At 53.0% G+C, this 23,671-nt stretch carries 20 protein-coding genes; 12 read left to right on the forward strand and 8 right to left on the reverse strand.

The window, feature by feature from the left end:
* Positions 1 to 93: 93 nt before the first annotated feature.
* Positions 94 to 657, reverse strand: coding sequence for a molybdenum cofactor guanylyltransferase MobA (mobA, locus tag EPIR_RS00095; RefSeq protein ID WP_023653253.1), 564 nt, complete (start codon positions 655 to 657; stop codon positions 94 to 96).
* Positions 658 to 707: 50 nt separating this feature from the next.
* Between mobA and EPIR_RS00100 the strand changes: the two genes are divergently transcribed.
* The 5 genes from EPIR_RS00100 (at position 708) to spfP (ending at position 6,257) form a co-directional block, all read left to right on the forward strand.
* Positions 708 to 977 carry a YihD family protein gene (locus EPIR_RS00100; RefSeq protein ID WP_023653254.1) on the forward strand — a complete coding sequence of 90 codons (270 nt, stop codon included), beginning with the start codon at positions 708 to 710 and terminating at the stop codon, positions 975 to 977.
* Positions 978 to 1,055: 78 nt separating this feature from the next.
* Positions 1,056 to 2,048, forward strand: coding sequence for a serine/threonine protein kinase (locus EPIR_RS00105; protein ID WP_023653255.1), 993 nt, complete (start codon positions 1,056 to 1,058; stop codon positions 2,046 to 2,048).
* A gap of 49 nt (positions 2,049 to 2,097) precedes the next feature.
* Positions 2,098 to 2,727, forward strand: a complete 630-nt coding sequence (dsbA, locus tag EPIR_RS00110) for a thiol:disulfide interchange protein DsbA (protein ID WP_023653256.1) — start codon at positions 2,098 to 2,100, stop codon at positions 2,725 to 2,727.
* 401 nt (positions 2,728 to 3,128) lie between these two features.
* Positions 3,129 to 5,918 (forward strand): DNA polymerase I, encoded by a 2,790-nt coding sequence (gene polA / locus EPIR_RS00115; RefSeq protein ID WP_023653257.1) that lies wholly within the window; start codon positions 3,129 to 3,131, stop codon positions 5,916 to 5,918.
* Positions 5,919 to 6,209: 291 nt separating this feature from the next.
* The gene (gene spfP, locus EPIR_RS19315) at positions 6,210 to 6,257 is read left to right on the forward strand and encodes a small protein SpfP (protein WP_071892919.1); all 48 of its coding nucleotides are present in this window, start codon (positions 6,210 to 6,212) and stop codon (positions 6,255 to 6,257) included.
* A gap of 160 nt (positions 6,258 to 6,417) precedes the next feature.
* On the opposite strand, the gene yihA is transcribed toward spfP, so the two are convergent.
* Positions 6,418 to 7,047: a ribosome biogenesis GTP-binding protein YihA/YsxC gene (gene yihA, locus EPIR_RS00120; RefSeq protein ID WP_023653259.1), complete on the reverse strand. Its 630-nt coding sequence runs from the start codon at positions 7,045 to 7,047 to the stop codon at positions 6,418 to 6,420.
* A 558-nt stretch (positions 7,048 to 7,605) separates the two neighbouring features.
* On the opposite strand from yihA, the gene yihI reads away from it, so the two are divergent.
* Positions 7,606 to 8,136 (forward strand): Der GTPase-activating protein YihI, encoded by a 531-nt coding sequence (gene yihI / locus EPIR_RS00125; protein WP_023653260.1) that lies wholly within the window; start codon positions 7,606 to 7,608, stop codon positions 8,134 to 8,136.
* 255 nt (positions 8,137 to 8,391) lie between these two features.
* On the forward strand, positions 8,392 to 9,765 hold the full coding sequence (gene hemN, locus EPIR_RS00130) for an oxygen-independent coproporphyrinogen III oxidase (protein WP_023653261.1): 1,374 nt from the start codon (positions 8,392 to 8,394) through the stop codon (positions 9,763 to 9,765).
* A gap of 57 nt (positions 9,766 to 9,822) precedes the next feature.
* On the opposite strand, the gene glnG is transcribed toward hemN, so the two are convergent.
* From glnG to glnA, 3 genes are all read right to left on the reverse strand, one after another.
* Positions 9,823 to 11,232, reverse strand: coding sequence for a nitrogen regulation protein NR(I) (gene glnG, locus EPIR_RS00135; protein WP_023653262.1), 1,410 nt, complete (start codon positions 11,230 to 11,232; stop codon positions 9,823 to 9,825).
* Between the two features lie 7 nt (positions 11,233 to 11,239).
* Positions 11,240 to 12,289: a nitrogen regulation protein NR(II) gene (glnL, locus tag EPIR_RS00140; protein WP_023653263.1), complete on the reverse strand. Its 1,050-nt coding sequence runs from the start codon at positions 12,287 to 12,289 to the stop codon at positions 11,240 to 11,242.
* Positions 12,290 to 12,482: 193 nt separating this feature from the next.
* A complete protein-coding gene (gene glnA / locus EPIR_RS00145) occupies positions 12,483 to 13,892 on the reverse strand; it encodes a glutamate--ammonia ligase (protein WP_023653265.1) in 1,410 nt (469 codons plus the stop codon).
* Positions 13,893 to 14,327: 435 nt separating this feature from the next.
* On the opposite strand from glnA, the gene typA reads away from it, so the two are divergent.
* The 5 genes from typA (at position 14,328) to fabY (ending at position 19,319) form a co-directional block, all read left to right on the forward strand.
* A complete protein-coding gene (gene typA / locus EPIR_RS00150; protein ID WP_023653266.1) occupies positions 14,328 to 16,151 on the forward strand; it encodes a ribosome-dependent GTPase TypA in 1,824 nt (607 codons plus the stop codon).
* A 248-nt stretch (positions 16,152 to 16,399) separates the two neighbouring features.
* Positions 16,400 to 17,011 carry a glucose-1-phosphatase gene (yihX, locus tag EPIR_RS00155; RefSeq protein ID WP_023653267.1) on the forward strand — a complete coding sequence of 204 codons (612 nt, stop codon included), beginning with the start codon at positions 16,400 to 16,402 and terminating at the stop codon, positions 17,009 to 17,011.
* Positions 17,012 to 17,014: 3 nt separating this feature from the next.
* On the forward strand, positions 17,015 to 17,887 hold the full coding sequence (locus tag EPIR_RS00160) for a virulence factor BrkB family protein (RefSeq protein ID WP_023653268.1): 873 nt from the start codon (positions 17,015 to 17,017) through the stop codon (positions 17,885 to 17,887).
* Complete coding sequence (gene dtd, locus EPIR_RS00165; RefSeq protein ID WP_023653269.1) at positions 17,884 to 18,321, forward strand: D-aminoacyl-tRNA deacylase; 438 nt, start codon at positions 17,884 to 17,886, stop codon at positions 18,319 to 18,321. The genes EPIR_RS00160 and dtd overlap by 4 nt, the downstream gene beginning before the upstream one ends.
* A 59-nt stretch (positions 18,322 to 18,380) precedes the next feature.
* Positions 18,381 to 19,319, forward strand: a complete 939-nt coding sequence (gene fabY / locus EPIR_RS00170; RefSeq protein WP_023653270.1) for a fatty acid biosynthesis protein FabY — start codon at positions 18,381 to 18,383, stop codon at positions 19,317 to 19,319.
* Here the strand turns inward: fabY and rluF are convergent.
* From rluF to EPIR_RS00185, 3 genes are all read right to left on the reverse strand, one after another.
* Positions 19,316 to 20,194, reverse strand: coding sequence for a 23S rRNA pseudouridine(2604) synthase RluF (gene rluF, locus EPIR_RS00175; protein WP_023653271.1), 879 nt, complete (start codon positions 20,192 to 20,194; stop codon positions 19,316 to 19,318). The two genes, fabY and rluF, sit on opposite strands and share 4 nt — an antisense overlap.
* 82 nt (positions 20,195 to 20,276) lie before the next feature.
* Positions 20,277 to 21,959, reverse strand: coding sequence for an AsmA family protein (locus EPIR_RS00180; RefSeq protein ID WP_023653272.1), 1,683 nt, complete (start codon positions 21,957 to 21,959; stop codon positions 20,277 to 20,279).
* Positions 21,960 to 22,081: 122 nt separating this feature from the next.
* Complete coding sequence (locus EPIR_RS00185; RefSeq protein WP_023653273.1) at positions 22,082 to 23,470, reverse strand: nucleobase:cation symporter-2 family protein; 1,389 nt, start codon at positions 23,468 to 23,470, stop codon at positions 22,082 to 22,084.
* Between the last annotated feature and the right edge of the window lie 201 nt (positions 23,471 to 23,671).

A 23,671-nucleotide genomic window follows, 5' to 3' on the forward strand; every position in this document is an offset into this window, starting at 1 on the left:
AATAAAGCAAAAGGCCATCCTTCGGGGTGGCCTTTTTGCGTTGCATGTCATTTATTTCTGTTGTTCTCTGCTTCTGTACCGCACTTGTGACGTTTACAGAAGATCTTCTGGACGGTTGAAATTGCGGAATGCAGGCTCTCCCTGTGCAAAATAAACGCTGTGTCCTCCCACCTGTTGAAGAAAAAACATCAACTTTCGATCCCCCTGTGCCAGATATTGCTGAAGTGGATCAGCCAGACTTCGGTGCAAAAGTGCATGTGTAGGGTGATCGCGCTCCCCGGTTCGCGCCCAAACCGCCCGAGCTTTGCCTTTATATTGCCACAAATGCTGAGCCAAATTTTCAGGCAGACAGGGAGTATCGCAGGAGCTGAAAACCACCCACTCGGTTTCCGTTTGCTGTAGTGCCGCCAGTATTCCGGCTAACGGTCCGGGGAAATCGGCCAGCGTATCGCAGATTACCGGGATACCACTTCGTTGATATACCTCAATATTCCGATTGGCATTAATCCATACAGTAGTGACCTGTGGCTGCAAACGCTGAAGTACATATTGATAGAGAGGTTGGTTATGCCAGTTAATCAACCCTTTGTCCTCTCCTCCCATACGGTTACTGCGGCCACCTGCAAGGATCACCCCGGTTATGGGCAGTCTGGTCATTGGTTTCGCACCCGATGCTAACGTTGGTTTATCGAAACGGGGACAACAATATGAAATGCCACCGCCTTAATGAGTTAATCAGTTTACTGCAACCTGCCTGGCAGCAGCATCCCGATCTGAATTTAGTTCAATTTTTACAGATATTAGCCGACGAAGCCGGATTTAAGCAGTCAATGGGTGGATTAACAGATGATGTGCTGATCTACCATCTTAAAATGCGCGGTAGCGAAAAAGATGCGGAGATCCCCGGCCTGAAAAAAGACTATGAAGAGGATTTTAAAACGGCGCTGCTGCGTGCACGGGGTGTGATTAAAGATTAAATAGGCGCTTTGTCCCGAGCGCAGCTGATTTAATGGTATTCTTTGAGCTCAGTAAGCAATAATCAGCGAGCCAGCCGGATGACAGAACCTGCTTTTAACTTTGATACTTTAACGCCAGATACCATCCTTGATGCTCTCTGGAGCACCGGATTGCGCGTAGAGTCCGGGCTGACAGCGCTGAACAGCTATGAAAACCGCGTCTATCAGTTTTTTGATGAAAATAAGCACCGTTATGTGGCGAAATTTTACCGTCCACAGCGCTGGTCACAGGCGCAGATTGAGGAAGAACATCAATTTTCTGCGGAACTGTTTACCGATGAAATCCCGATTGCTGCACCATTAATGTTGCAAGGCGCAACGCTACATCAACATCAGGGTTTCGGGTTTGCGGTGTTTCCCAGCCTCGGTGGACGCCAGTATGAAACGGACAACTACGACCATCTCGAATGGGTAGGACGCTTTTTAGGGCGTATTCATCAGGTTGGGCAGCGTAAAGAATTTGCGACAAGGCCAACTATTGGCCTACAGGAATACATTGACGAACCCTTGCAGATCCTGAGCCAGAGTCCACTGGTTCCCGCTAAGTTAAAAGATGAATTACTTGCCTGCGTTGGGCGTCTGCACGTAACTTTACTCAACTGCTGGCATACTCAGTGGCAGCCACTGCGTTTACATGGTGACTGTCATCCGGGTAATATTTTGTGGCGTGATGGTCCACTTTTTGTTGACCTTGATGATGCACGTAACGGCCCGGCAATACAGGATATGTGGATGTTGGTTAACGGAGACCTTCAGGAGCAGCGTCTACAGTGGGAAATACTGCTGGAGGCGTACGGTGAGTTCTGCGATTTCGACACACATCAATTGTCACTGATTGAGCCTTTACGAGCCATGCGGATGGTTTATTATCTGGCTTGGGTAGTACGCCGTTGGCAAGATCCTGCTTTTCCGATCAGTTTCCCGTGGATGACGGATGAGGATTTCTGGCGCCGACAGATTTCCATTTTTAATGAACAGGACAAGCTGTTGCAGGAGCCTCCGCTCCAGCTTGTGCCTGTATTCCAGGTGTGATCGACCTTTGGTTCGCCCACCGTGTTTGTAACTAGGAGAGAGTTTCACGATGAAAAAGATTTGGTTTGCGCTCGTCGGTATGGTTCTGGCATTTAGCGCCTCAGCTGCTCAATTTAGCAATGGTCAGCAGTACGTCACACTGGATAAACCCGTAACCGGTGAACCGCAGGTTCTCGAATTCTTCTCGTTCTACTGCCCGCACTGCTACGAGTTTGAACGCGTTTGGCATGTTAGCGATACCGTGAAAAAGAACCTTCCGGCCAATGTTAAGGTCACTAAATACCATGTTGATTTCCTCGGCGGCGATATGGGTAAAACGGTTACGCAAGCGTGGGCTGTCGCCATCGCGCTGGGCGTGGAAGATAAAGTGACTGCACCTATTTTCGAAGGTATCCAGAAAACGCAGGACATCACAAACCCGGCAACGCTAAAAGAGACATTTGTTAAAGCGGCGGGAATTAAACCAGCCGACTATGATGCTGCCTGGAATAGCTTTGTGGTGAAATCTCTGGTTGCCCAGCAGGAAAAAGCGGCGGCAGACATGGATCTTCGCGGCGTTCCGGCGATGTTTGTTAATGGTAAATACATGGTTAATAGCGGTGGATTGGATACCAGCTCAATGGATAACTATGTCCAGCAATATGCCAATCTGGTGAACTTCTTGGTTACCCAGAAGTAACACTTCCCAAGTTCCTACCTTTCCGTGCCGGTATCACAGCCGGCATTTTAAACACTAAATATCATCGTAAAAAAGTCTCACTCCCACACAATATATCGCATCCTAATGTGGTCACCTCAACTGATATCCACATTTAGCTTATTACATAATAAATTATTCACAATTTGTGTAAAACGACTAACTCAATGATTAAAAAGAATTAATAACAACAGTTACCCAAGAGGCTTCTCTGGGGAAAATATGTTAAAAAATTTACGCACAAACTTATCCACAGAAATTCTTGCGAAATGCCGCGCAAATTCACAATTGTCTGCGATTTATTCGTCGTTGTGATTTCATCTTTTAGGGTGAGCTGTGGCATCCTTAACCCCAATCAAAATCAAAGAAGAACGTGACGACTTATGGCTCAAATTGCAGAAAACCCGCTGATTCTGGTAGACGGTTCCTCCTACCTGTATCGTGCTTATCATGCGTTTCCTCCGCTGACTAATAGCGCGGGTGAACCCACCGGTGCAATGTACGGCGTATTAAATATGCTGCGCAGCCTGATGTTGCAATATAAGCCAAGTCATGTCGCTGTCGTTTTTGATGCCAAGGGTAAAACATTTCGCGACGAACTGTTTGAGGAGTATAAATCCCACCGTCCGCCAATGCCTGACGACCTGCGCGCGCAGATTGAGCCATTGCACAAGATGGTCAAAGCGATGGGGCTGCCACTACTGGCCATCCCCGGAGTGGAAGCTGACGACGTGATCGGCACGCTGGCGCTGGAAGCCGAGAAGGCGGGACGTGCGGTACTGATTAGCACCGGTGATAAAGATATGGCTCAGCTGGTGTCGCCAGATATCACGCTGATTAATACCATGAATAATGCGGTTCTCGGCCCGGATGAAGTTGTTGAGAAATATGGCATACCGCCATCACTGATTATTGATTTCCTCGCTCTGATGGGGGACTCCTCTGACAACATCCCGGGTGTGGCGGGCGTGGGTGAGAAAACGGCGCAGGCGCTGCTGCAGGGCTTGGGCGGCGTGAAGGATATCTATGCTAACCTGGATAAAGTCGCGACGCTGACGTTCCGTGGGGCTAAAACGATGGCCGCGAAGCTGGAGAAAAATAAAGAGATGGCACTGCTCTCTTACCAGCTGGCGACGATTAAAACTGACGTTGAACTGGAACTGACCAGCGATCGGTTAGTGGTAGAAGAACCGGCGGTCGAAGAGCTGATGGCGCTATTCAGGCACTACGAGTTCAAGCGCTGGATCACCGACCTTGAAGAAGGAAAATGGTTGCAGGGTAACAAAGGTAACCCGTCTACGAAAAAAGTTGCGACGGTGCAGGATGAAGCAACAGCGGTAGAAGCGACCAGCGTGCTTTCCTCTGACGGCTACGTCACTATCCTTGATGAAGAGACTTTCGCCAGCTGGCTGAAAAAATTACAGGACAGCGAGCTGTTTGCTTTCGATCTGGAAACGGATTCGCTGGACACCCTTAGCGCCAATATTATCGGTCTGTCTTTTGCGACCGCACCCGGTGATGCTGCCTATCTGCCGGTTGCTCATGACTATCTTGATGCCCCTGCCCAATTAGACCGCAGCGAGGTTCTGGCACGCCTTAAACCATTACTGGAAGACCCGCATGCACAAAAGGTCGGGCAGAACCTTAAATACGATCGCGGTGTATTGAAGCGTTATGACATCGAACTGCGGGGTATTCGCTTCGATACCATGCTGGAATCCTACGCCTTGAACAGCGTAGCGGGTCGCCATGATATGGATACGCTGGCATCACGCTGGCTACATCATAAAACCGTCACTTTTGAAGAGATCGCGGGGAAAGGGAAAAATCAGCTGACCTTCAACCAGATCGCCTTGGAGCAGGCGGCTCATTATGCAGCAGAAGATGCAGACGTAACGCTACAACTGCATTTGAAAATGTGGCCGGAGCTGGAAAAAGAGCAGGGGCCTAAAAACGTCTTTGAGCAGGTCGAGATGCCGCTGGTGACGGTCATTTCACGTATAGAACGCAATGGCGTGCTGATTGACCAGGGCATTCTGGCCGCGCACTCGCAGGAGCTGGGCAGTCGCCTGGCGGAGCTGGAGCTGAAAGCACATGAACTGGCAGGCGAACCGTTTAACCTGTCGTCACCGAAGCAGCTGCAAACCATTTTGTTTGAAAAGCAGGGCATCAAGCCCACCAAAAAAACGCCGGGCGGTGCACCGTCAACCAGTGAGGAAGTGCTGGCTGAACTTGCGCTGGATTACCCGTTACCTAAGGTGATTCTGGAACATAGAGGTCTTTCTAAGCTTAAATCGACCTACACGGATAAGCTGCCGCTAATGATCAATCCGCATAGCGGAAGGGTACATACATCTTACCACCAGACGGTTACCGCTACCGGGCGTCTCTCTTCCAGCGATCCCAATCTGCAAAATATTCCGGTGCGCAACGACGAAGGTCGTCGCATCCGCCAGGCGTTTATTGCGCCGCAAGGTCACTGTATCGTGGCGGCTGACTACTCGCAGATTGAATTGCGCATTATGGCGCACCTTTCACAGGATAAAGGGCTGCTATCGGCATTTGCCAGCGAACAGGATATACACCGCGCAACGGCGGCAGAGGTATTCGGCGTGTCGCTGGATAAGGTCAGCGGGGAGCAGCGCCGTAGTGCCAAAGCCATTAACTTTGGTCTGATTTATGGTATGAGCGCGTTCGGCCTGTCGCGTCAGCTCAATATTGGCGCGGGAGAAGCGAAGAAATATATGGATCTCTACTTTGAGCGCTATCCGGGGGTTCTGCAATATATGGAAAGTACCCGTGAGTTGGCAGCAGAGAAAGGCTATGTTTCAACGCTGGATGGTCGTCGCCTGTACTTGCCGGATATTAAAGCCAGTAATGCCATGCGCCGTAAGGCGGCAGAACGTGCGGCAATTAATGCCCCGATGCAGGGCACGGCTGCGGATATTATCAAGCGAGCCATGATCGCCGTCGATGGGTGGCTGGAAGAGCAGCCCTCTCCTGATGTGAAAATGATTATGCAGGTACACGATGAATTGGTGTTTGAAGTACGGGCAGATGCGGTAGAGGCCGCTTCCGCACAGATCCGTGCGCTAATGGAAGGCAGCATGGCGTTGGATGTGCCGTTACGCGTAGATATTGGCGTGGGGGATAACTGGGACCAGGCCCACTAGCCTCGCTAAGTGGCTACTCACCGGGCCTGCTTGCAGCTCATAAGGTTCGGTGATCTCCTGTCCTGCAACCAGGCTGGCTTCAGGTCATCAAGCTAGCGGCCTGACATCCTTATTTGAGCTAATCAGTCTCTGTTTCACGAAACACATTTTCAGTCATAAAGCCATAGAGTTGGCAGCATTATGTGAGCCAGGTTTGGTTAAATGGGGCATTTTCTGGAAATTAACAACAAAAAACCCTTTTGAGCACCCTAAAAATCATGTAGAGTTTGGCTTGTAGGGTACAGAGGTAAGATGTTCTATCTTTCAGACCTTTTACTTCACGTAATCGGATTTGGCTGAATATTTTAGCCGCCCCAGTTGTTATGACTGGGGCGTTTTTTATTGTCTGTCGTCTGAATCCCTGTCATGCCGACAGCATCCAGTCATTTCAACCCTTTCCTGATATCAGTTTAAGGCTGTTTGAGCGTTGACCGCAGCATTAGCGAATCCAGTTATCCTGTCAGGCCTGCTCTTCTTCGGTCGACGTAGGAAGATCGCGATACCAGCTGTCCAGCTTCTGACTCAGTTTGTCGACCCCAATTTTCTTCAACGAAGAAAACAGCTCAACCTCTACCGTACCCAGAAAAGTTTTAGCCTCTTCTCTGACTACATTTAGCTGCGCTTTGCGCGCCCCGGAAGCCAGTTTATCGGCTTTGGTCAACAGCACCAGCACTTCTCTTCCACTCTGTACCGCCCATAAGATCATTTGCCTGTCGAGTTCTTTCAACGGGTGGCGAATGTCCATCAGCACCACCAGCCCTTTAAGGCAGTAGCGGTCGTGAAGATATTCTGCCAGAGAGCGCTGCCACTTCAGCTTCGTCTCTTCCGGAACTTCAGCATAGCCATAGCCAGGCAGATCGACCAGACGATAGCCTTCAGCAACCTGAAACAGGTTAATCAGCTGCGTGCGTCCAGGCGTTTTACTGGTACGCGCAAGGCTCTTTTGATTCGTCAGCGTATTCAGCGCGCTGGATTTACCCGCGTTCGAACGCCCGGCAAAAGCCACCTCAATACCGGTATCGGCAGGCAAGTGGCGAATATCGGGGGCGCTGGTGACAAAATGGGTGAGGTGATAATTCCAGCCAGACAAGGTAGATACTCCAGATAAAAAGGGCAATTGAGCCGATTATACCCTTTATGGCTGCAAAGCGCCCGGTAAGACGGTAGCCAGCATCAAGCTTGTAGGAGATTGACCATTCGTGCTGCCAGCACTTTCTGTAATTTACATTAATGATATTTAATATTTCATTTATTTTCATGTGTTTATAGAAAACCATAAAAAAAAAGAGTAAAAAATAGTGCCACCATATTGTGAGGCCGACAGTTTGGTTTATATTTAAACCCAGAAACAGGATATTTCACTTCAGGATGAAGCGCTCAGGGAGTATCAGGACGATCGCGGGTAGGGCTGGAAATGTGTACAGGGTACACGGCAGGGATTAGGGAAGTCGCCAGGTAGGGCGAGTAACGGCTAAGGCAATGGAAAACAGGGATGCTGGCTGCTAAAAAGGATGCTGAAAATGTAAGTCCTTCTGCGGAAGGTGGGAAAAAAGGCGACAGGATGACCTGCCGCCTTTTTTCTTGCTCTGGTTTCTGCTAGATTCCGCTGCAATTCTATACTGAATATAAAAGCCTGAGAGCAGAAACCATGAAGCAACCTGCACGCACGTCCCAAGTTAAGAAACCTGCAGCACGCGTGAAACGCAAAACGCGTGAAGAGATCAATCAGGAAGCACGCGATCGCAAACGCGAAAAAAAGCACAGCGGTCATGCCTCCGGCAGCCGGGGTAACCCGGTCACGGTGAGTCAGAAGGGCGATAAGAGTAAACCCGCCAAAGACCCGCGTATCGGCAGTAAAAAAGCGATTGCACTGGGCGCGGATGTGCCCGCCAGTCAATCCGTTAAGCCGGTTAAGGCCGCCAAGCCAGAAGTTGAGAAAAAACCGCGTCTGACGCCGGAAGAAGAGCTGGCAAAGCTGGAGAATGACGAACGTCTGGATGCCTTACTTGACCGTCTGGAAAATGGCGAGATCCTCTCTGCTGAAGATCAGGCCTGGCTGGATCAGTCGCTGGACCGTATTGATGTGCTGATGGAGCAGCTAGGCATTGCATTGGATGAAGAGGTTGAAGACGAAAAAGCGGAAGAAGATATGTATCGGCTGCTGAAAGGCAGTCATTGATCATCAGGTTAATCCAGCCGTTTTCTGCCGTTATTGAGGTAGCGTATTTTTGCGCTGCCTTAATTTTTTGTGTTATCCAACAATGATTTGGCCTGGATCAATTATTGCGCTGATTCTGTTGTGCTGGCTGGGAGGGTTGTTGGTTAAACTACAGCGGCTATCGCGGCTGAGAACCCGGCTGCGTGGCCGGATCGTCAGCCAGCAGCTTACTGCCATGCGGCGATCTGCACCACGACGCAGATAAGGTCAGTGAGCATGCAGATTCAGGCGACAGAGTGGGATCTCCCACTCATTCAGAAATACAATATCTCCGGCCCCCGTTACACCTCTTATCCGACCGCACTGGAATTCCATCAGCACTACGACGAGCAGGCTTTTTTACAGGCTGCTATGCGCTATCCCGAACGCCCGTTATCACTCTACTTGCATATCCCGTTCTGCCATCGTTTGTGCTATTTCTGCGGGTGTAATAAGCAGATAACGCGTCAGCAGCACAAAGCTGATGACTACCTTGCGGCACTGATGCAGGAAATTACCGCCCGCGCCCCGTTATTTCAGCAGCGCACCGTTAAACAAATACACTGGGGCGGTGGCACACCCACTTTTCTCAACAAGGGGCAAATTAGTCGCCTGATGGCCTGTCTGCGCCAGCATTTTCACATTAGCGATACGGCCGAAATATCGATAGAAGTTGATCCGCGAGAAATTGAGCTGGATGTGTTAGACCATCTGCGTGCTAAGGGATTTAACCGCCTGAGCATGGGAGTGCAGGATTTTAATAAGCAGGTGCAGGAAAAGGTCAACCGCGTACAGCATGAAGAGACGATTTTCGCGCTGATGGCTCGTGCACGTCAGTTGGGATTTGTTTCCACCAATATCGACCTGATTTATGGCTTGCCCGCACAAACGCCGGAAAGTTTTGCATTTACCTTGCAGAAAGTGGCAGAGCTGGCCCCTGACAGGCTGAGCGTATTTAACTATGCCCATATGCCCACTCTGTTCGCCGCCCAGCGCAAAATTCGTGAGGCAGAACTGCCGGACGCGCGGCAGAAGCTGACCATTTTACAACAGACGATTGCTACCCTGACGGCCCAGGGTTACCAGTTTATCGGTATGGATCACTTTGCCCGCCGGGACGATGAGCTGGCGGTCGCGCAACGAGCGGGTGAGCTGCATCGCAATTTTCAGGGATATACGACCCTGGGGCATTGCGATCTGCTGGGAATGGGTGTGTCAGCGATAAGTATGCTGGGTGACAGCTATGCGCAGAACCACAAAGAGCTGAAGCACTATTATGCACAAATACGCGCGGGTAATACGGCGCTGTGGCGCGGCTTACAGCTGACGAAAGATGATTGCCTGCGTGGTGATGTGATTAAGCGCCTGATTTGTCATTTTTCTTTATCGTTCAAAAGCATTGAGGCGCGCTGGGGGATCCACTTCCGCGACTACTTTGCCGAGGATCTGGCATTGCTGCGGCCGCTTATCGCTGACGGGCTGGTGGAGTGCCACGATAATTCGCTTGTCGTCACCGCTAAGGGACGATTGCTTATCCGTAATATTTGCATGTGTTTCGATCGCTACCTGCGTCAGAAAGCCTCTGGTACACGATTTTCAAGGGTCATCTGAATAAAAAGGCGACATCGGTCATGTTACCGTGCCGCCTTTTTATCGTGCCAGGGAGGACTATTCCATCCCTAACTCTTTCAATTTGCGCGTCAGGGTATTACGTCCCCAGCCCAGCAGCCGTGCCGCTTCCTGCTTATGGCCCTGAGTATGGCGCAGCGCGGTGGTGAGCAGCGTACGCTCCATTTCCGGCTGCGCTTCGGACAGCAGATTTTGATGACCGGAACGCAATGCGCGATCGGCCCACTGCGCCAACAGGGTGGCCCAGCTGTCCGGCAGTGACTGCGCCGGGTTTTGCGGCGTTGCGGTCTCAAACAGCTCCGGCGGAAGGTCTTGGATCAGCACTTCCTGACCGGCCGCCATCACCGTCAGCCAGCGACAGGTGTTCTCCAGCTGGCGTACGTTACCGGACCAGTGCAGGCGCGTCAGAGCGGTTTCGGTCTCCGGGTGCAGGATTTTGGCTTCTACCCCCAGCTCGCGCGCGGCCACCTGTAAGAAGTAACGTGCCAGGCGCGGAATATCTTCCCGGCGTTCGCGCAGCGGCGGCAGATGCACGCGGATCACGTTCAGGCGGTGAAATAAATCCTCACGGAATTTCCCCTCCTGTACGCGCAGCTCCAGGTTCTGATGGGTGGCAGCGATAATACGCACATCCACTTTTACCGGCGCATAGCCGCCGACACGATAAAACTGGCCATCAGCCAACACGCGCAGCAGACGGGTCTGAACATCCAGCGGCATATCGCCAATTTCATCGAGGAACAGCGTCCCGCCGTCGGCCTGTTCAAAACGGCCCTGACGGATCTGATTTGCCCCGGTAAACGCCCCTTTTTCATGACCAAACAGTTCTGACTCGATCAAATCCTTCGGAATTGCGGCCATATTTAGCGCGATAAAAGGCGCTTTGGCACGTGGGCTGTGGCGATGCAGGGCATGGGCTACCAGCTCTTTACCGGTCCCGGATTCGCCATTTATCAGCACGCTAATGGAGGAGCGCGACAGTCGGCCGATAATGCGGAACACATCCTGCATCGCCGGGGCTTCACCGATGATGTCGGTGGTCGGGCCGCTCACCGGTTGGTTACGTGGCTGCTGCTGCTCCTGATAGTGGCTGATGGCTCTTTCCACCAGTGCCACCGCTTCATCAATATCAAACGGTTTTGGCAGATAATCAAAAGCACCCTGTTGATAAGCACTGACCGCCGCATCGAGGTCAGAATGCGCGGTCATGATAATCACCGGCAGCATCGGGTGGCGTTGTTTAATCTGTTTCAGCAGCGCCAGCCCATCCATGCCGGGCATGCGAATATCTGACAGTAATACGTCCGGGGTTTTTGTCGCAAGGGCTTCGAGCACCTCGTTCGCGCTCTCAAACGTCACGCACTGTAAACCGGCTCCAGTGAGCGCTCGTTCAAGCACCCAGCGGATGGAGCTATCGTCATCGACGATCCAAACTACCCCTCGTTGCATAGAAACCTCACTGGCGAATAGGCAAATAAACCGAAAATTCCGTGTGTCCGGGCCAACTGCTGAACTCTATTTTTCCCGAATGCTGGTCGATCAGGCTGCGGGCAATGGATAGCCCTAATCCGGTACCGCCTTCACGGCCGCTGACCATCGGATAAAACAGCGTATCCTGTAGCTGCGCCGGAATGCCGGGGCCGTCATCTTCAATATCGATGCGTGCCACCAGGCGATAACGTGTACCGTGCAGCGTCAGCTGGAACGCAGTACGGGTGCGTAAGGTGATAGTGCCGCCCTCTGCACCCAACGCTTGCAGCGCATTGCGCACGATATTCAGCAGCACCTGTTCGATTTGATCCGGGTCATGAGGAAGTTCTGGCATGCTCGGATCATAGTCGCGAACGAGTGACACATTATCGGGCAACTCCATCGAAACCAGATTAACCACGCGTTCGGCAACCTGATGAATGCTTTGTGTAATGTGCATTCCTGGCTGCTGTGGCCCCAGCAGGCGGTCGACCAGATTGCGCAGTCGGTCTGCCTGTTCAATGATGACTTTGGTGTATTCGGTCAGGGCCGGATCGGGCAGCGCCTTTGCCAACAGCTGCGCCGCGCCACGAAGCCCGCCCAGCGGGTTCTTAATTTCATGCGCCAGACCGCGCACTAAATCACGCGCCGCCACCTGTTGCGCATGTTGCAGTTGTTCCTGGCTTAACCGACGCTGATTGTCCATCGGTGCCATTTCCAGCAATATCAATCCTTCGGGCAGACGCTGTGCGGTCAGCGACATAATGTGCGCACGGCTGTCGACCACCAGGGTGACTTCGCTGTCGGTAAAGCCCTGTCCGGCGTCCAGACTTTCGAGCATCACCTCAATATTCAGGGAAAAATACCCCATCAGTTCCGGCAGTGGCGTACCAAACAGCTTGCGGGAACTCTGTGCCAGCAATTGCTGTGCGGCGGGGTTGGCGTAGTGAACCACCAATTCACCGTCGACCAACAGAATACTGTTGATCAGAGAATTGAGAATCTGCCCAGCATCGGGCAGCGTGCCAGTTGCCATACAGTATTCTCCTGAGCCTTTCTTGTGCACCAACTTAGTGCATTATAGCCATATCATCTGAAAATCGTTCTGTTGAACGATAAATACGCGGAGAAAAAAGCCCATCCGAAGATGGGCTGAAAGTTTCCACGGCAACAAATACCCGGCGTTCCTCATTCCACAGTGGCGAAATGATATTCACCGGATAACAAAATCAAACGCTGTAGTACAGTTCGAACTCAACCGGGTGCGGCGTCATGCGCACGCGTTCCATCTCCGCTTTACGCAACTCAATGTAAGCTTCGATAGCGTCGTCGGTGAATACACCACCACGGGTCAGGAACTCACGGTCTTCGTTCAGGGCAGCCAGGGCTTCGTCCAGGGAACCCGCTACTTTTGGGATCTCCGCTTCTTCTTCCGGCGGCAGGTCATACAGGTTTTTGTCCATCGCATCGCCCGGGTGGATCTTGTTGATGATGCCGTCCAGGCCAGCCATCAGCAGTGCAGAGAAGCACAGGTATGGGTTAGCCGCCGGGTCAGGGAAGCGCGCTTCAATACGACGTGCTTTCGGGCTGGCAACCACCGGGATACGGATAGAGGCGGAACGGTTACGGGCAGAGTAAGCCAGCATGACCGGCGCTTCGTAGCCTGGCACCAGACGCTTGTAGGAGTTGGTGGTCGGGTTGGCGAGCGCATTGATCGCTTTGGCGTGTTTGATCACACCACCGATATAGAACAGGGCTGTTTCAGACAGGCCGCCGTATTTGTCGCCAGCGAACAGGTTAGTCCCGTCTTTAGACAGTGACATATGGCAGTGCATACCGGAACCGTTGTCACCGAACATCGGCTTAGGCATAAAGGTTGCGGTTTTACCATAGGCATGAGCGACGTTGTGCACGACATATTTGTAGATCTGAATTTCGTCAGCTTTTTTGGTCATGGTGTTGAAGCGGGTTGCCACTTCATTCTGACCCGCCGTTGCCACTTCGTGGTGGTGAGCTTCAACCACCAGGCCCATCTGTTCCATCGTCAGACACATGGCAGAACGAATATCCTGCGATGAATCGACCGGAGGAACAGGGAAGTAACCGCCTTTCAGACCCGGACGGTGGCCTTTGTTGCCGCCTTCGTATTCTTTACCGGTGTTCCAGCAGGCTTCGATATCATCGATAGCAACGTGGGAGCCGGAAGTGCTGCTGCCGAAACGGATGTCGTCAAACAGGAAAAACTCTGGTTCTGGTCCAAACAGCACGGTATCGGCGATGCCGGAAGAACGCAGGAAATCTTCAGCGCGTTTAGCGATGGAACGGGGATCACGGTCGTAGCCCTGCATGGTGCCAGGTTCGAGGATGTCACAACGGATGATCAGGGTGGCATCTTCGAAGAACGGATCAAGGACAGCGGTGGTTGCATCAGGCATCAGAACCATGTCAGATTCGTTAATACCTTTCCAGCCACCAATCGAGGAGCCGTCAAACATCTTGCCTTCTTCGAAGAAGTCAGCGTTGACCTGGTGAGCGGGGATAGTCACGTGCTGTTCTTTACCTTTGGTATCGGTAAAGCGCAGGTCAACAAATTTGACTTCGTGCTCGTCCATCATCGACTGAACGTGTTTAGCTGACATACTTAACTCTCCTGGATTTTGTCATTGTCGTCTTGATTAGAGAACTTTCACGGTGCGCTTTGCATTTCGCCGCGCTAATTCCGATAATAAAGATCTCTGACAAGCTTACAACCGTGTGTGAAATGGCATTTTTCGCTTGGTAGGGTAATTGCGAAATCTATGCCAACTTTTTTATTTCATGCAAAAGGCGCTATGATGCGCCCTCTCGTCAGACGGGGAATGCACCATGATGGAAGTCGCGCACCATTCTGGTGCTATTGAGTGGGAAGTGGTCACCATTTTGGTGCAATACATCATTGTCGTGCAATCTTTGCACTGAAAATGGGTCCAAAAAACATCCGGACAGTTATCTTTCTACGAAATCTGTGAACTTGTTCAGTCCTTCGATTAATCCGTGTACAATAGCGCGCTATTTCTAATGCCTGAGGCAAAGCTGTGATCGAAAATTTGCGTAACATCGCCATTATTGCCCACGTTGACCATGGTAAAACTACCCTGGTTGATAAGTTGCTGCAGCAGTCCGGGACCTTTGATGCCCGCACCGAAGCAACCGAACGCGTAATGGACTCCAACGATTTGGAGAAAGAGCGTGGGATTACCATCCTCGCAAAAAACACCGCCATTAAATGGAATGACTACCGCATCAACATCGTTGATACCCCTGGGCACGCCGACTTCGGCGGCGAGGTTGAGCGTGTGATGTCAATGGTCGACTCGGTGCTGCTGGTTGTGGATGCAATGGATGGCCCGATGCCGCAAACCCGTTTCGTGACCAAAAAAGCTTTTGCTAATGGTCTGAAGCCGATCGTGGTCATTAACAAAGTTGACCGTCCGGGCGCGCGTCCTGACTGGGTTGTTGATCAGGTATTTGACCTGTTCGTTAACCTGGATGCTACCGACGAGCAGCTCGACTTCCCGGTGATCTACGCCTCTGCCCTGAACGGCATTGCAGGTCTGGATCACAGCGATATGGCGGAAGATATGACCCCGCTGTATGAAGCGATCGTAAAACATGTGTCACCACCACAGGTTGAGATGGAAGCACCTTTCCAGATGCAGATCTCTCAGCTGGACTACAACAACTATGTGGGTGTCATCGGTATCGGCCGCATCAAGCGCGGTAAAGTGAAGCCTAACCAGCAGATCACTATTATCGATAGCGAAGGCAAAACCCGTAACGGTAAAGTCGGTAAAGTTCTGACCCACCTGGGTCTGGAGCGTATCGAAGCGACTGAAGCGGAAGCGGGCGATATCATCGCGATTACCGGTTTGGGCGAGCTGAACATCTCCGACACCATCTGCGATCCGCAGAGTGTTGAAGCGCTGCCAGCACTGAGCGTTGATGAACCTACCGTGACCATGTACTTCAACGTTAACACCTCGCCGTTCTGCGGAAAAGAAGGTAAGTTTGTGACCTCGCGTCAGATCCTTGACCGTCTGAACAAAGAGCTGGTGCACAACGTGGCACTGCGCGTTGAAGAAACCGAAGACTCTGATGCGTTCCGCGTATCGGGCCGTGGTGAACTTCACCTGTCGGTTCTGATTGAAAACATGCGCCGTGAAGGCTTCGAAATCGCCGTTTCACGTCCTAAAGTTATCAACCGTAAAATCGATGGCCGCATGCAAGAGCCATTCGAGAACGTAACGCTGGATATCGAAGAACAGCACCAGGGTTCTGTGATGCAGGCAATGGGCGAGCGTAAGGGTGATGTTAAAGACATGATCCCTGACGGCAAAGGTCGTATTCGTCTTGACTACCTGATCCCGGCGCGTGGTCTGATCGGCTTCCGTACCGAGTTTATGACCATGACTTCTGGTACTGGTCTGCTGTACTCCACGTTCAGCCACTACGACGATGTGCGTGCCGGTGAAATCGGCCAGCGCCAGAACGGCGTGCTGATCTCTAACGGCCAGGGTAAAGCGGTGGCATTCGCCCTGTTCAGCCTGCAGGATCGCGGTAAGCTGTTCCTCGGCCACGGTGCGGAAGTGTATGAAGGCCAGATTATCGGTATTCACTCACGCTCTAACGACCTGACCGTTAACTGCCTGACCGGTAAGAAGCTGACCAACATGCGTGCTTCCGGTACTGATGAAGCCACCACGCTGGTTCCGGCTATCAAGATGTCTCTGGAGCAGGCTCTGGAATTCATCGATGATGACGAACTGGTTGAAGTGACTCCTCAGTCGGTGCGTATTCGTAAACGTCACCTGACGGAAAACGATCGCAAGCGCGCGAGCCGTGGTCCTAAAGAAGCTTAATCCGGCCGTTACCCCTCGTTTTCAGGGCAGGTAAGGCGTTCCCCGGTCGCTGACATCAGTCAGTTGCCGGGGTGATTAATGCTAACCCGTGCCTCTCCACCCTGAATGATGAAGGGTATACCGCGTGAAATTCAGGGTTGGAACCTCTCCAACCCTGCAACTGCCTTACAGTTTTCAACCCTCCCACCTGTTCAGCCTCCCGTTTTACCGCTAGAGTGAATCACTTAGCGCAACACAAGGGGATGACCATGCTGTATATCTTTGATTTAGGTAATGTCATTGTTGATATTGATTTCAACCGGGTGCTAGGCGTCTGGAGCGATCTGGGCCGCGTGCCTTTAGCCACGCTGCAAAGCCGTTTCCAGATGGGCGAGAGCTTCCACCAGCACGAACGTGGTGAAATTAGCGATGAAAAATTTGCCCAGGAGATCTGTCACGAGCTGGAGCTGCCGTTAAGCTACGAGCAGTTTGCTGCCGGCTGGCAGGCGGTATTTGTCGGCGTGCGCCCTGAAGTCATCGCCATTATGCATCAGCTGCGTGAGCAGGGGGATCGGGTGGTTATCCTCTCTAATACCAATAACCTGTACTGCCAGTTCTGGCCTACGCAGTACCCGGAAGTACAAGCCGCTGCGGATAAAATCTATTTATCGCAGGAAATGGGCTTACGCAAACCCGATCCGCATATTTACCAGCGTTTGCTGAACCTTGAGGAGATGTCGGCGGCAGAGGCCATTTTCTTCGACGATAATCGTGAAAATATCGAGGCGGCGCGCGCGTTGGGGATACACAGCCTGCATATTACTGATGCCAGCGTGATCCCGGCATTTTTCGCCGATCGTATCGCTGGCGGTCGCGGCTAAAACATGCGTGCTTTTAAACACTTTCGGCACTGGCTGCGTGCGTTTTGGGCGTGGATAAAGCTGTTATGGCAACGTATTGATGAAGATGCGATGACCGTGCTGGCCGGACATCTTGCCTATGTATCGCTGCTGTCACTTGTGCCGCTGATTGCGGTTATCTTTGCGCTTTTCTCCGCTTTCCCGATGTTCTCTGACGTTAGCGTGCAGTTAAAGAATTTTGTCTTTAACAACTTTGTCCCGGCGGCCGGTGACACGGTGCAGAACTACCTTGAGCAATTTGTTGCTAACGTCAATAAAATGACGGCGGTAGGCGTGGGAGGGCTGGTGGTGACCGCGCTGCTGCTGATGTACTCGATAGACTCGGCGCTGAATACCATCTGGCGTAGCAAAGTTAAGCGATCGCTGGTGTACTCTTTGGCGGTGTATTGGATGATCCTGACGCTGGGGCCGCTGCTGGCGGGGGCCAGCCTGGCCATTAGCTCCTACCTGCTATCGCTGCACTGGGCAACGATCAGCGGCTTGAGCGGGCTGGTGGATATGACACTGCGTATATTCCCGCTGTTGCTCTCCTGTCTCTCCTTCTGGCTGTTATACAGCCTGGTTCCCACCACTCCGGTGGCGGGGCGCGATGCGCTGGTAGGGGCGGTGGTCGGCGGCGTTCTGTTCGAGCTGGGGAAAAAGGGGTTTGCGCTGTATATCACCATGTTCCCGTCTTACCAGCTGATTTACGGCGTGCTGGCCGTCGTACCCATTCTATTTTTATGGGTTTACTGGACGTGGTGTATTGTATTACTGGGAGCGGAAATTACCGCAACGCTGGCCGACTATCGTCGGCTGAAGCAAGAAGAACAAGAAAGAGAAAATGAGGATTCATGATTGCTTTAATACAACGGGCGCAGCAGGCCAGTGTGGCCGTCGCGGGGGAAACCATCGGCGAGATAGGCCCTGGACTACTGATTTTGCTGGGTGTAGAAAAAGGGGATACCCCCGAAAGTGCGTGCAAGTTAGCGGATAAAGTGATCGGTTACCGAATTTTTGGTGACGAAAACGACAAAATGAATCTGAACGTGCAGCAGACGGGCGGCAGCGTGCTGGTGGTATCGCAGTTCACGCTGGCTGCTGATACAAAAAAGGGCATGCGGCCGAGCTTCTCCGCCGGTGCCGCTCCGGATGAGGCAGAAAAGCTGTATGACTATTTTGCCGCCTGCTGCCGAGAAAAAGGGGTGACGACCGAAACCGGCCGTTTCGCCGCTGATATGCAAGTGGCGCTGGTTAATGATGGCCCCGTTACGTTCTGGTTGCAGGTTTGAAACAGCTGGCCCAGCAGCAACGGAGTGGCCTGAAGGTCTCAGACAGAGAGAACCATTTTATGTATCATCTTCGCGTACCCGAAACCGCTGCAGAGCTGGACATTTACTACCAATTCCGCTGGGAGATGCTGCGTAAGCCGCTGCATCAGCCGATGGGATCGGAACGTGACGCCTGGGATGCGCTGGCGCACCATCAGATGGTGGTTGACGAGCAGGGCGATCCGGTTGCCATCGGGCGGCTATATATCAATGCCGATAACGAAGCGGCGATCCGTTTCCTCGCCGTGCATCCTTCCGTGCGCGGAAAAGGGCTGGGAACGCTGGTGGCGATGACGCTGGAATCCGTTGCCCGTCAGGAAGACGTAAAACGTGTGGTCTGTAGCGCGCGTGAAGATGCCGTCGATTTTTTCGCCAAACTCGGCTATTTCAATCAGGGGGAGATCACCGCGCCGCAAACCACGCCGGTACGCCATTTCCTGATGATCAAACCGGTGGTGACGCTGGATGATATTCTGCATCGTGCCGACTGGTGCGGTCAGCTTCAGCAGGCGTGGTATCAGCATATCCCGCTTAGTGAAAAGATGGGCGTGCGCATCCTGCAATATACCGGGCAAAAATTTGCCACCACTATGCCGGAAACCGGTAACCAGAATCCTCACCATACGCTGTTTGCCGGTAGCCTGTTCTCGCTGGCAACCTTAACCGGCTGGGGGCTGATCTGGCTGCTGCTGCGTGAGCGTCAGCTTGGTGGAACCATTATTCTGGCCGATGCGCATATTCGTTACAGCAAGCCGATCAGCGGTAAGCCGGGGGCAGTGGCCAACTTGGGTTCGCTGAGTGGCGACCTCGACCGTCTGGCCCGTGGACGCAAAGCCAGAGTGCAGTTGGAGGTTCAACTGTTTGGCAATGAAGAGTGCGGCGCGGTATTTGAAGGTGTGTATATTGTGCTGCCCGCCGATCCTGACGGGCCGCTGGAAGAGGGTGGCTGCGGCGTTTAACGCCCTTTCTTTTTACGTCCGGGTTGGGCAAAACGTTTACGCGGAGCAGCGTTAGCGTTGGCGGTCACCTTCGCGCCGCCTTTTGTTCCACTGCCGGCAGGTTTCTTGCCGGTAGTGGACTTAGGTTTGGCTTTTTTCGCGCTACCGTCCTCGGATGATGAATCCTCAATCAGTTTAAACAGTTCAATCAGCTCATCATCGGTTAAATCACGCCACTCACCTGGCGGCACCCCTTTCAGACTGACGTTCATAATGCGCGTACGCTCAAGTTTGGTGACCTCATAGCCAAAGTGTTCGCTCATGCGGCGGATCTGGCGATTAAGTCCCTGTACCAGCGTGATGCGAAAGACAAACGTCGACTCTTTCTTCACCTTACATTTTTTCGTCACCGTTCCCAGCATGGGCACACCGGCACCAAGTCCGCGAATGAACTCCTCGGTGACCGGTTTATTCACCGTGACCAGGTATTCTTTTTCATGATCGTTGCCGGCACGCAGGATTTTGTTCACCAGATCGCCGTGGTTGGTGAGGAAAATCAGCCCCTGCGAGTCTTTATCCAGACGTCCGATAGGGAAGACACGTTTGCTGTGATTAACAAAATCGACGATGTTATCGCGCTCACCCTCTTCCGTGGTACTGACGATACCGACCGGTTTATTCAGGGCGATAACCACCAAATCTTCTTCGTTACGCGGCTCAATAAGCTGACCGTTAACTTTCACCACATCCCCGGTAAATACCTGATCGCCCACTGACGCACGCTTGCCGTTAATAAAAACGTTGCCCTGTTCGATGTAACGGTCGGCATCACGACGTGAGCAGATACCGCTCTCGCCGATGTATTTGTTAAGACGAATAGATGGGTTGGTCAGCATAGTTCCTCCGTAAAAAAAGGACTATACCTTACCGATGCAGGGTTGCGAAGTGAAGCGGGGCGAATCACGCCCCTTTGGTGAGTTACTGCGCGCTGGCGACCTCTCCTGCTTTCATCACCTGCCGGACTGAGCGCCCGTCGGCAGTGACGTCGAGTGCACCGTTAACGCTGGGTTTTAACGGCTGTCCTGCCTGTAAACTGCCCTGGAGGTTTAATTGTATATTGGCGGTGCCCGTTAGCGGGATCTGCGGCCATCCCCATGCATGTAACAGATTGGGCGCGACCTGACGACCGCGCAGCGTCAGAGACAGCGTGCGCAGAGGCTGCTGGCTGACGTTAGCCAGCCCCTCCAGCATCCCGTCCGCACTGAAGGCACTCATCTCTGTGACGTTGATGCTGCTATCGTCTGCCGTCAATGCGAGAGACGGATGGCGCAGATCGAGGCGATTGAAGGTGGCGGCGGCGGCGTTAACGCTGAGATCTCCTGACCAGATCCCCCACTGGCCCTCGCGCACCATCAGTAGGTTAGTGCCCGCGCCGTCCAGCGCCGTCATCTGGAAAGGAAAGTCTGGATTGATATCGATAATCAGATTATGGCTGGCGCTGAATTTTTTGACCAGCACGCTATCCAGCCACGAAGGAAGCGGCTGGAGCCAGCGCTGCCGCCAGTTGAGTGGTAACGTATACTCCAGTCCTGCTACCACCAGTTCATTCAGCGTCAGTTTCTTGTCAGTGCGTCTCCAGTTACCCTCGGTACGCAGCAGCCCGTTTACCCAGCGGGTACTGAACTGGTTCAGGGCGATACCCTGTGCCGAGAAGGTCATGCTGGCGGTCGGATCGTCCAGCTGCATACTGCCGTTGACAAAACTGTTGGCATTCAACGACAACGTGCCATTATCGCTCTGCCAGTCTCCCTCGCGTAGCGTCAGATTTTTCAGCACCAGATCGAGATCGGTTACCGCCCACTCTTTCCCTTCCAGCCGTGCACCCGTGATATCCATACGTTCAATATGCACCGGCGGCAGCGCGTTTAGAGGTTGTATAAAATCGCGCAGGGTCTTATCACTTTGCAGGCGAATACCGTTAAGGTTGAGGCTCGCTACCTGCCAGCTTCCTTGCGCATCACGCCGGGCGCTGGCGGTGACCGATCCCAGCGCCATATCCGCACCCAGGTTGCTGACTATCAGCTGCGAATCTTTTATGCTGCCCTGAACCAGCACGTTAGTCGCGGGAACATCGTCCAGCGTCAGAGAACCGGCGCTTATCTGGAAACGGGCGTCTTTACCGAGTCTGTCTCCCGCTTCAGGTTTCCACGGCATAATTCCCCCGTCCACACGCTGCGCCCTTAATGGCCACTCACCCTGGTTTTGTATCAACGCCATCTGGCTGAGCTGCAGACGATCGGCCTGCAAAGCAAGGGGAGTACTCTGGGTGGTGAGATCAAGCGTACCCCGATCGAGCTGGATACTGGCAAAGTGCAGTGGGCGGCTGAACTGCATCAGCCCCAGTCCGAGTTCGACATGTTGAGCAACCAGTGAGGCGGGCTGACCTTGACGGGAAAAGGTGACGTCATTCAGGGTCAGATGGCTGGGATGGGAAAAGTGATGCTCCATTTTACTGAACGACAGACTATAGTCGCTGTTCTCACTGATTTGGCGGCTTATCCATTCCGCTCCCCAACGGGTTTGCAGCAGCAGATAGAGGGTAAGGGCCACCAGTAGCAGCAGTAGCAATAGCGTGAGCAAAACTTTGCCGAGAAACTTCATCGTATCCATCCCTATGCATTCGGGTAATGGCTTGTTATGCACGATTTATCGATGTATCTCAACCCGCATGCGGCGAGCGGGCGGAAATTATCCACCCGCTCGTCAGTTATGCCCGGAACATGCTATTTTTCCTGGGGAAAAACCAGATTCAGAACAATGGCGGTGATACCTCCGGCGGCGATGCCGGAAGAGAGCAGCATTTTCAGCCAGTCTGGCGCAAACTGCAAAATCAGCGGCTGCTGGGAAACGCCGAGACCGACCGCCAGCGACAGAGCGATAATCATAATCGCCCGACGGTTCAGCGGCTCACGCGAGACGATGCGCACGCCTGAAGCGGCGATGGTGCCGAACATGACAATGGTCGCCCCGCCGAGTACCGGCTCAGGGATATGTTGCACAAAGCCACTCACCGCCGGGAACAGCCCCAGCGCCATCAGCAACAGCGCGACGACAAAACCTACGTAGCGGCTGGCAACGCCGGTAAGCTGGATCACGCCGTTATTCTGACCAAAACAGGAGTTAGGGAAAGTATTAAACAGTGCCGACACGCAGGAGTTGAGGCCGTTAGCCAGCACGCCGCCTTTCAGGCGCTTCATATAAATCGGGCCGCTGACCGGCTGTTCGGAAACGTCGGACGTGGCGGTGATATCGCCAATGGTCTCCAGTGAGGTCACCATAAACACCAGCATCAGCGGGATTAACAGGCTCCAGTCGATGCCCAGTCCGTAATAAAACGGCGTCGGGATGGTGATCAGCGCGTCGTTGGCCGGTGCGGTATGTTCCGGCAGCATCCCCATCGCCCAGGCCAGCAGATAACCTACCGCCATTGCAATCACCAGCGAGGCCACGCGCAGGTAAGGGTTACGCTGGCGGTTAAGCACGATAATCACCGCCAGCACCGCACCGGCCAGCAGCAGGTTTTTCGGTGCGCCAAAGGTGTGATCGTTCATCGCGGCAAAACCACCGCCGATGGAGGTCAGCCCGACCTGAATCAGCGACAGCCCGATGATCATCACCACAATACCTGAAACTAGCGGTGTGATAACCCGTCGCGCGAGGTGCAGTACCCGTGACAGCGCCATCTCGGTACAAGAGGCCAGCATCAACGTCCCAAACAGCGCGGCCATCATGGTGGGTACGTCAGCTCCGCCATTCTTGAGCGCCAGGCCACCCATAATCAGCGGGGTGACGAAGTTAAAACTGGTGCCCTGAATCGACAGCAGCCCGGAACCCACCGGCCCCCAGGTTTTGATTTGCAGGATCGAAGCGACGCCGGAGGCAAATAGTGACATGCTGATGATGTGCTGCGTATCCCGTGCGGGCAGTCCGAGCGCCTGACAGATCAACAGCGCGGGCGTGATCACGGCAACAAACATCGCCAGCAGATGCTGGCAGGCGGCAAAAAGCGTTTGCGGCAGCGGCGGGCGGTCTTCAAGGCGATAAATCAGCTCGCTTTTACCAGCATGAGCAGAGCGCGCTGCTGTGGCAGCATCTTGGGTTTCAACGGACATTACAGGCTTCCCAACGGCGATAAAAAGGCGATTCTAATCATCTTTGGCGCAAAAGCAATCGTTTGCCAGGAGTTGACCCGCACATGGCTGCTGGTACGTCCGGTGAGCACTAACGCTGGCTCAAGACTCTGAGAGTGATGTAGGGGGGGAAGTGGGCAATAAACCCAGGTAAGACACGTTTAGCCGTGACTCACCCGGCGG

The sequence above is a fragment of the Erwinia piriflorinigrans CFBP 5888 genome, assembly GCF_001050515.1.
Lineage (GTDB): Bacteria > Pseudomonadota > Gammaproteobacteria > Enterobacterales > Enterobacteriaceae > Erwinia > Erwinia piriflorinigrans.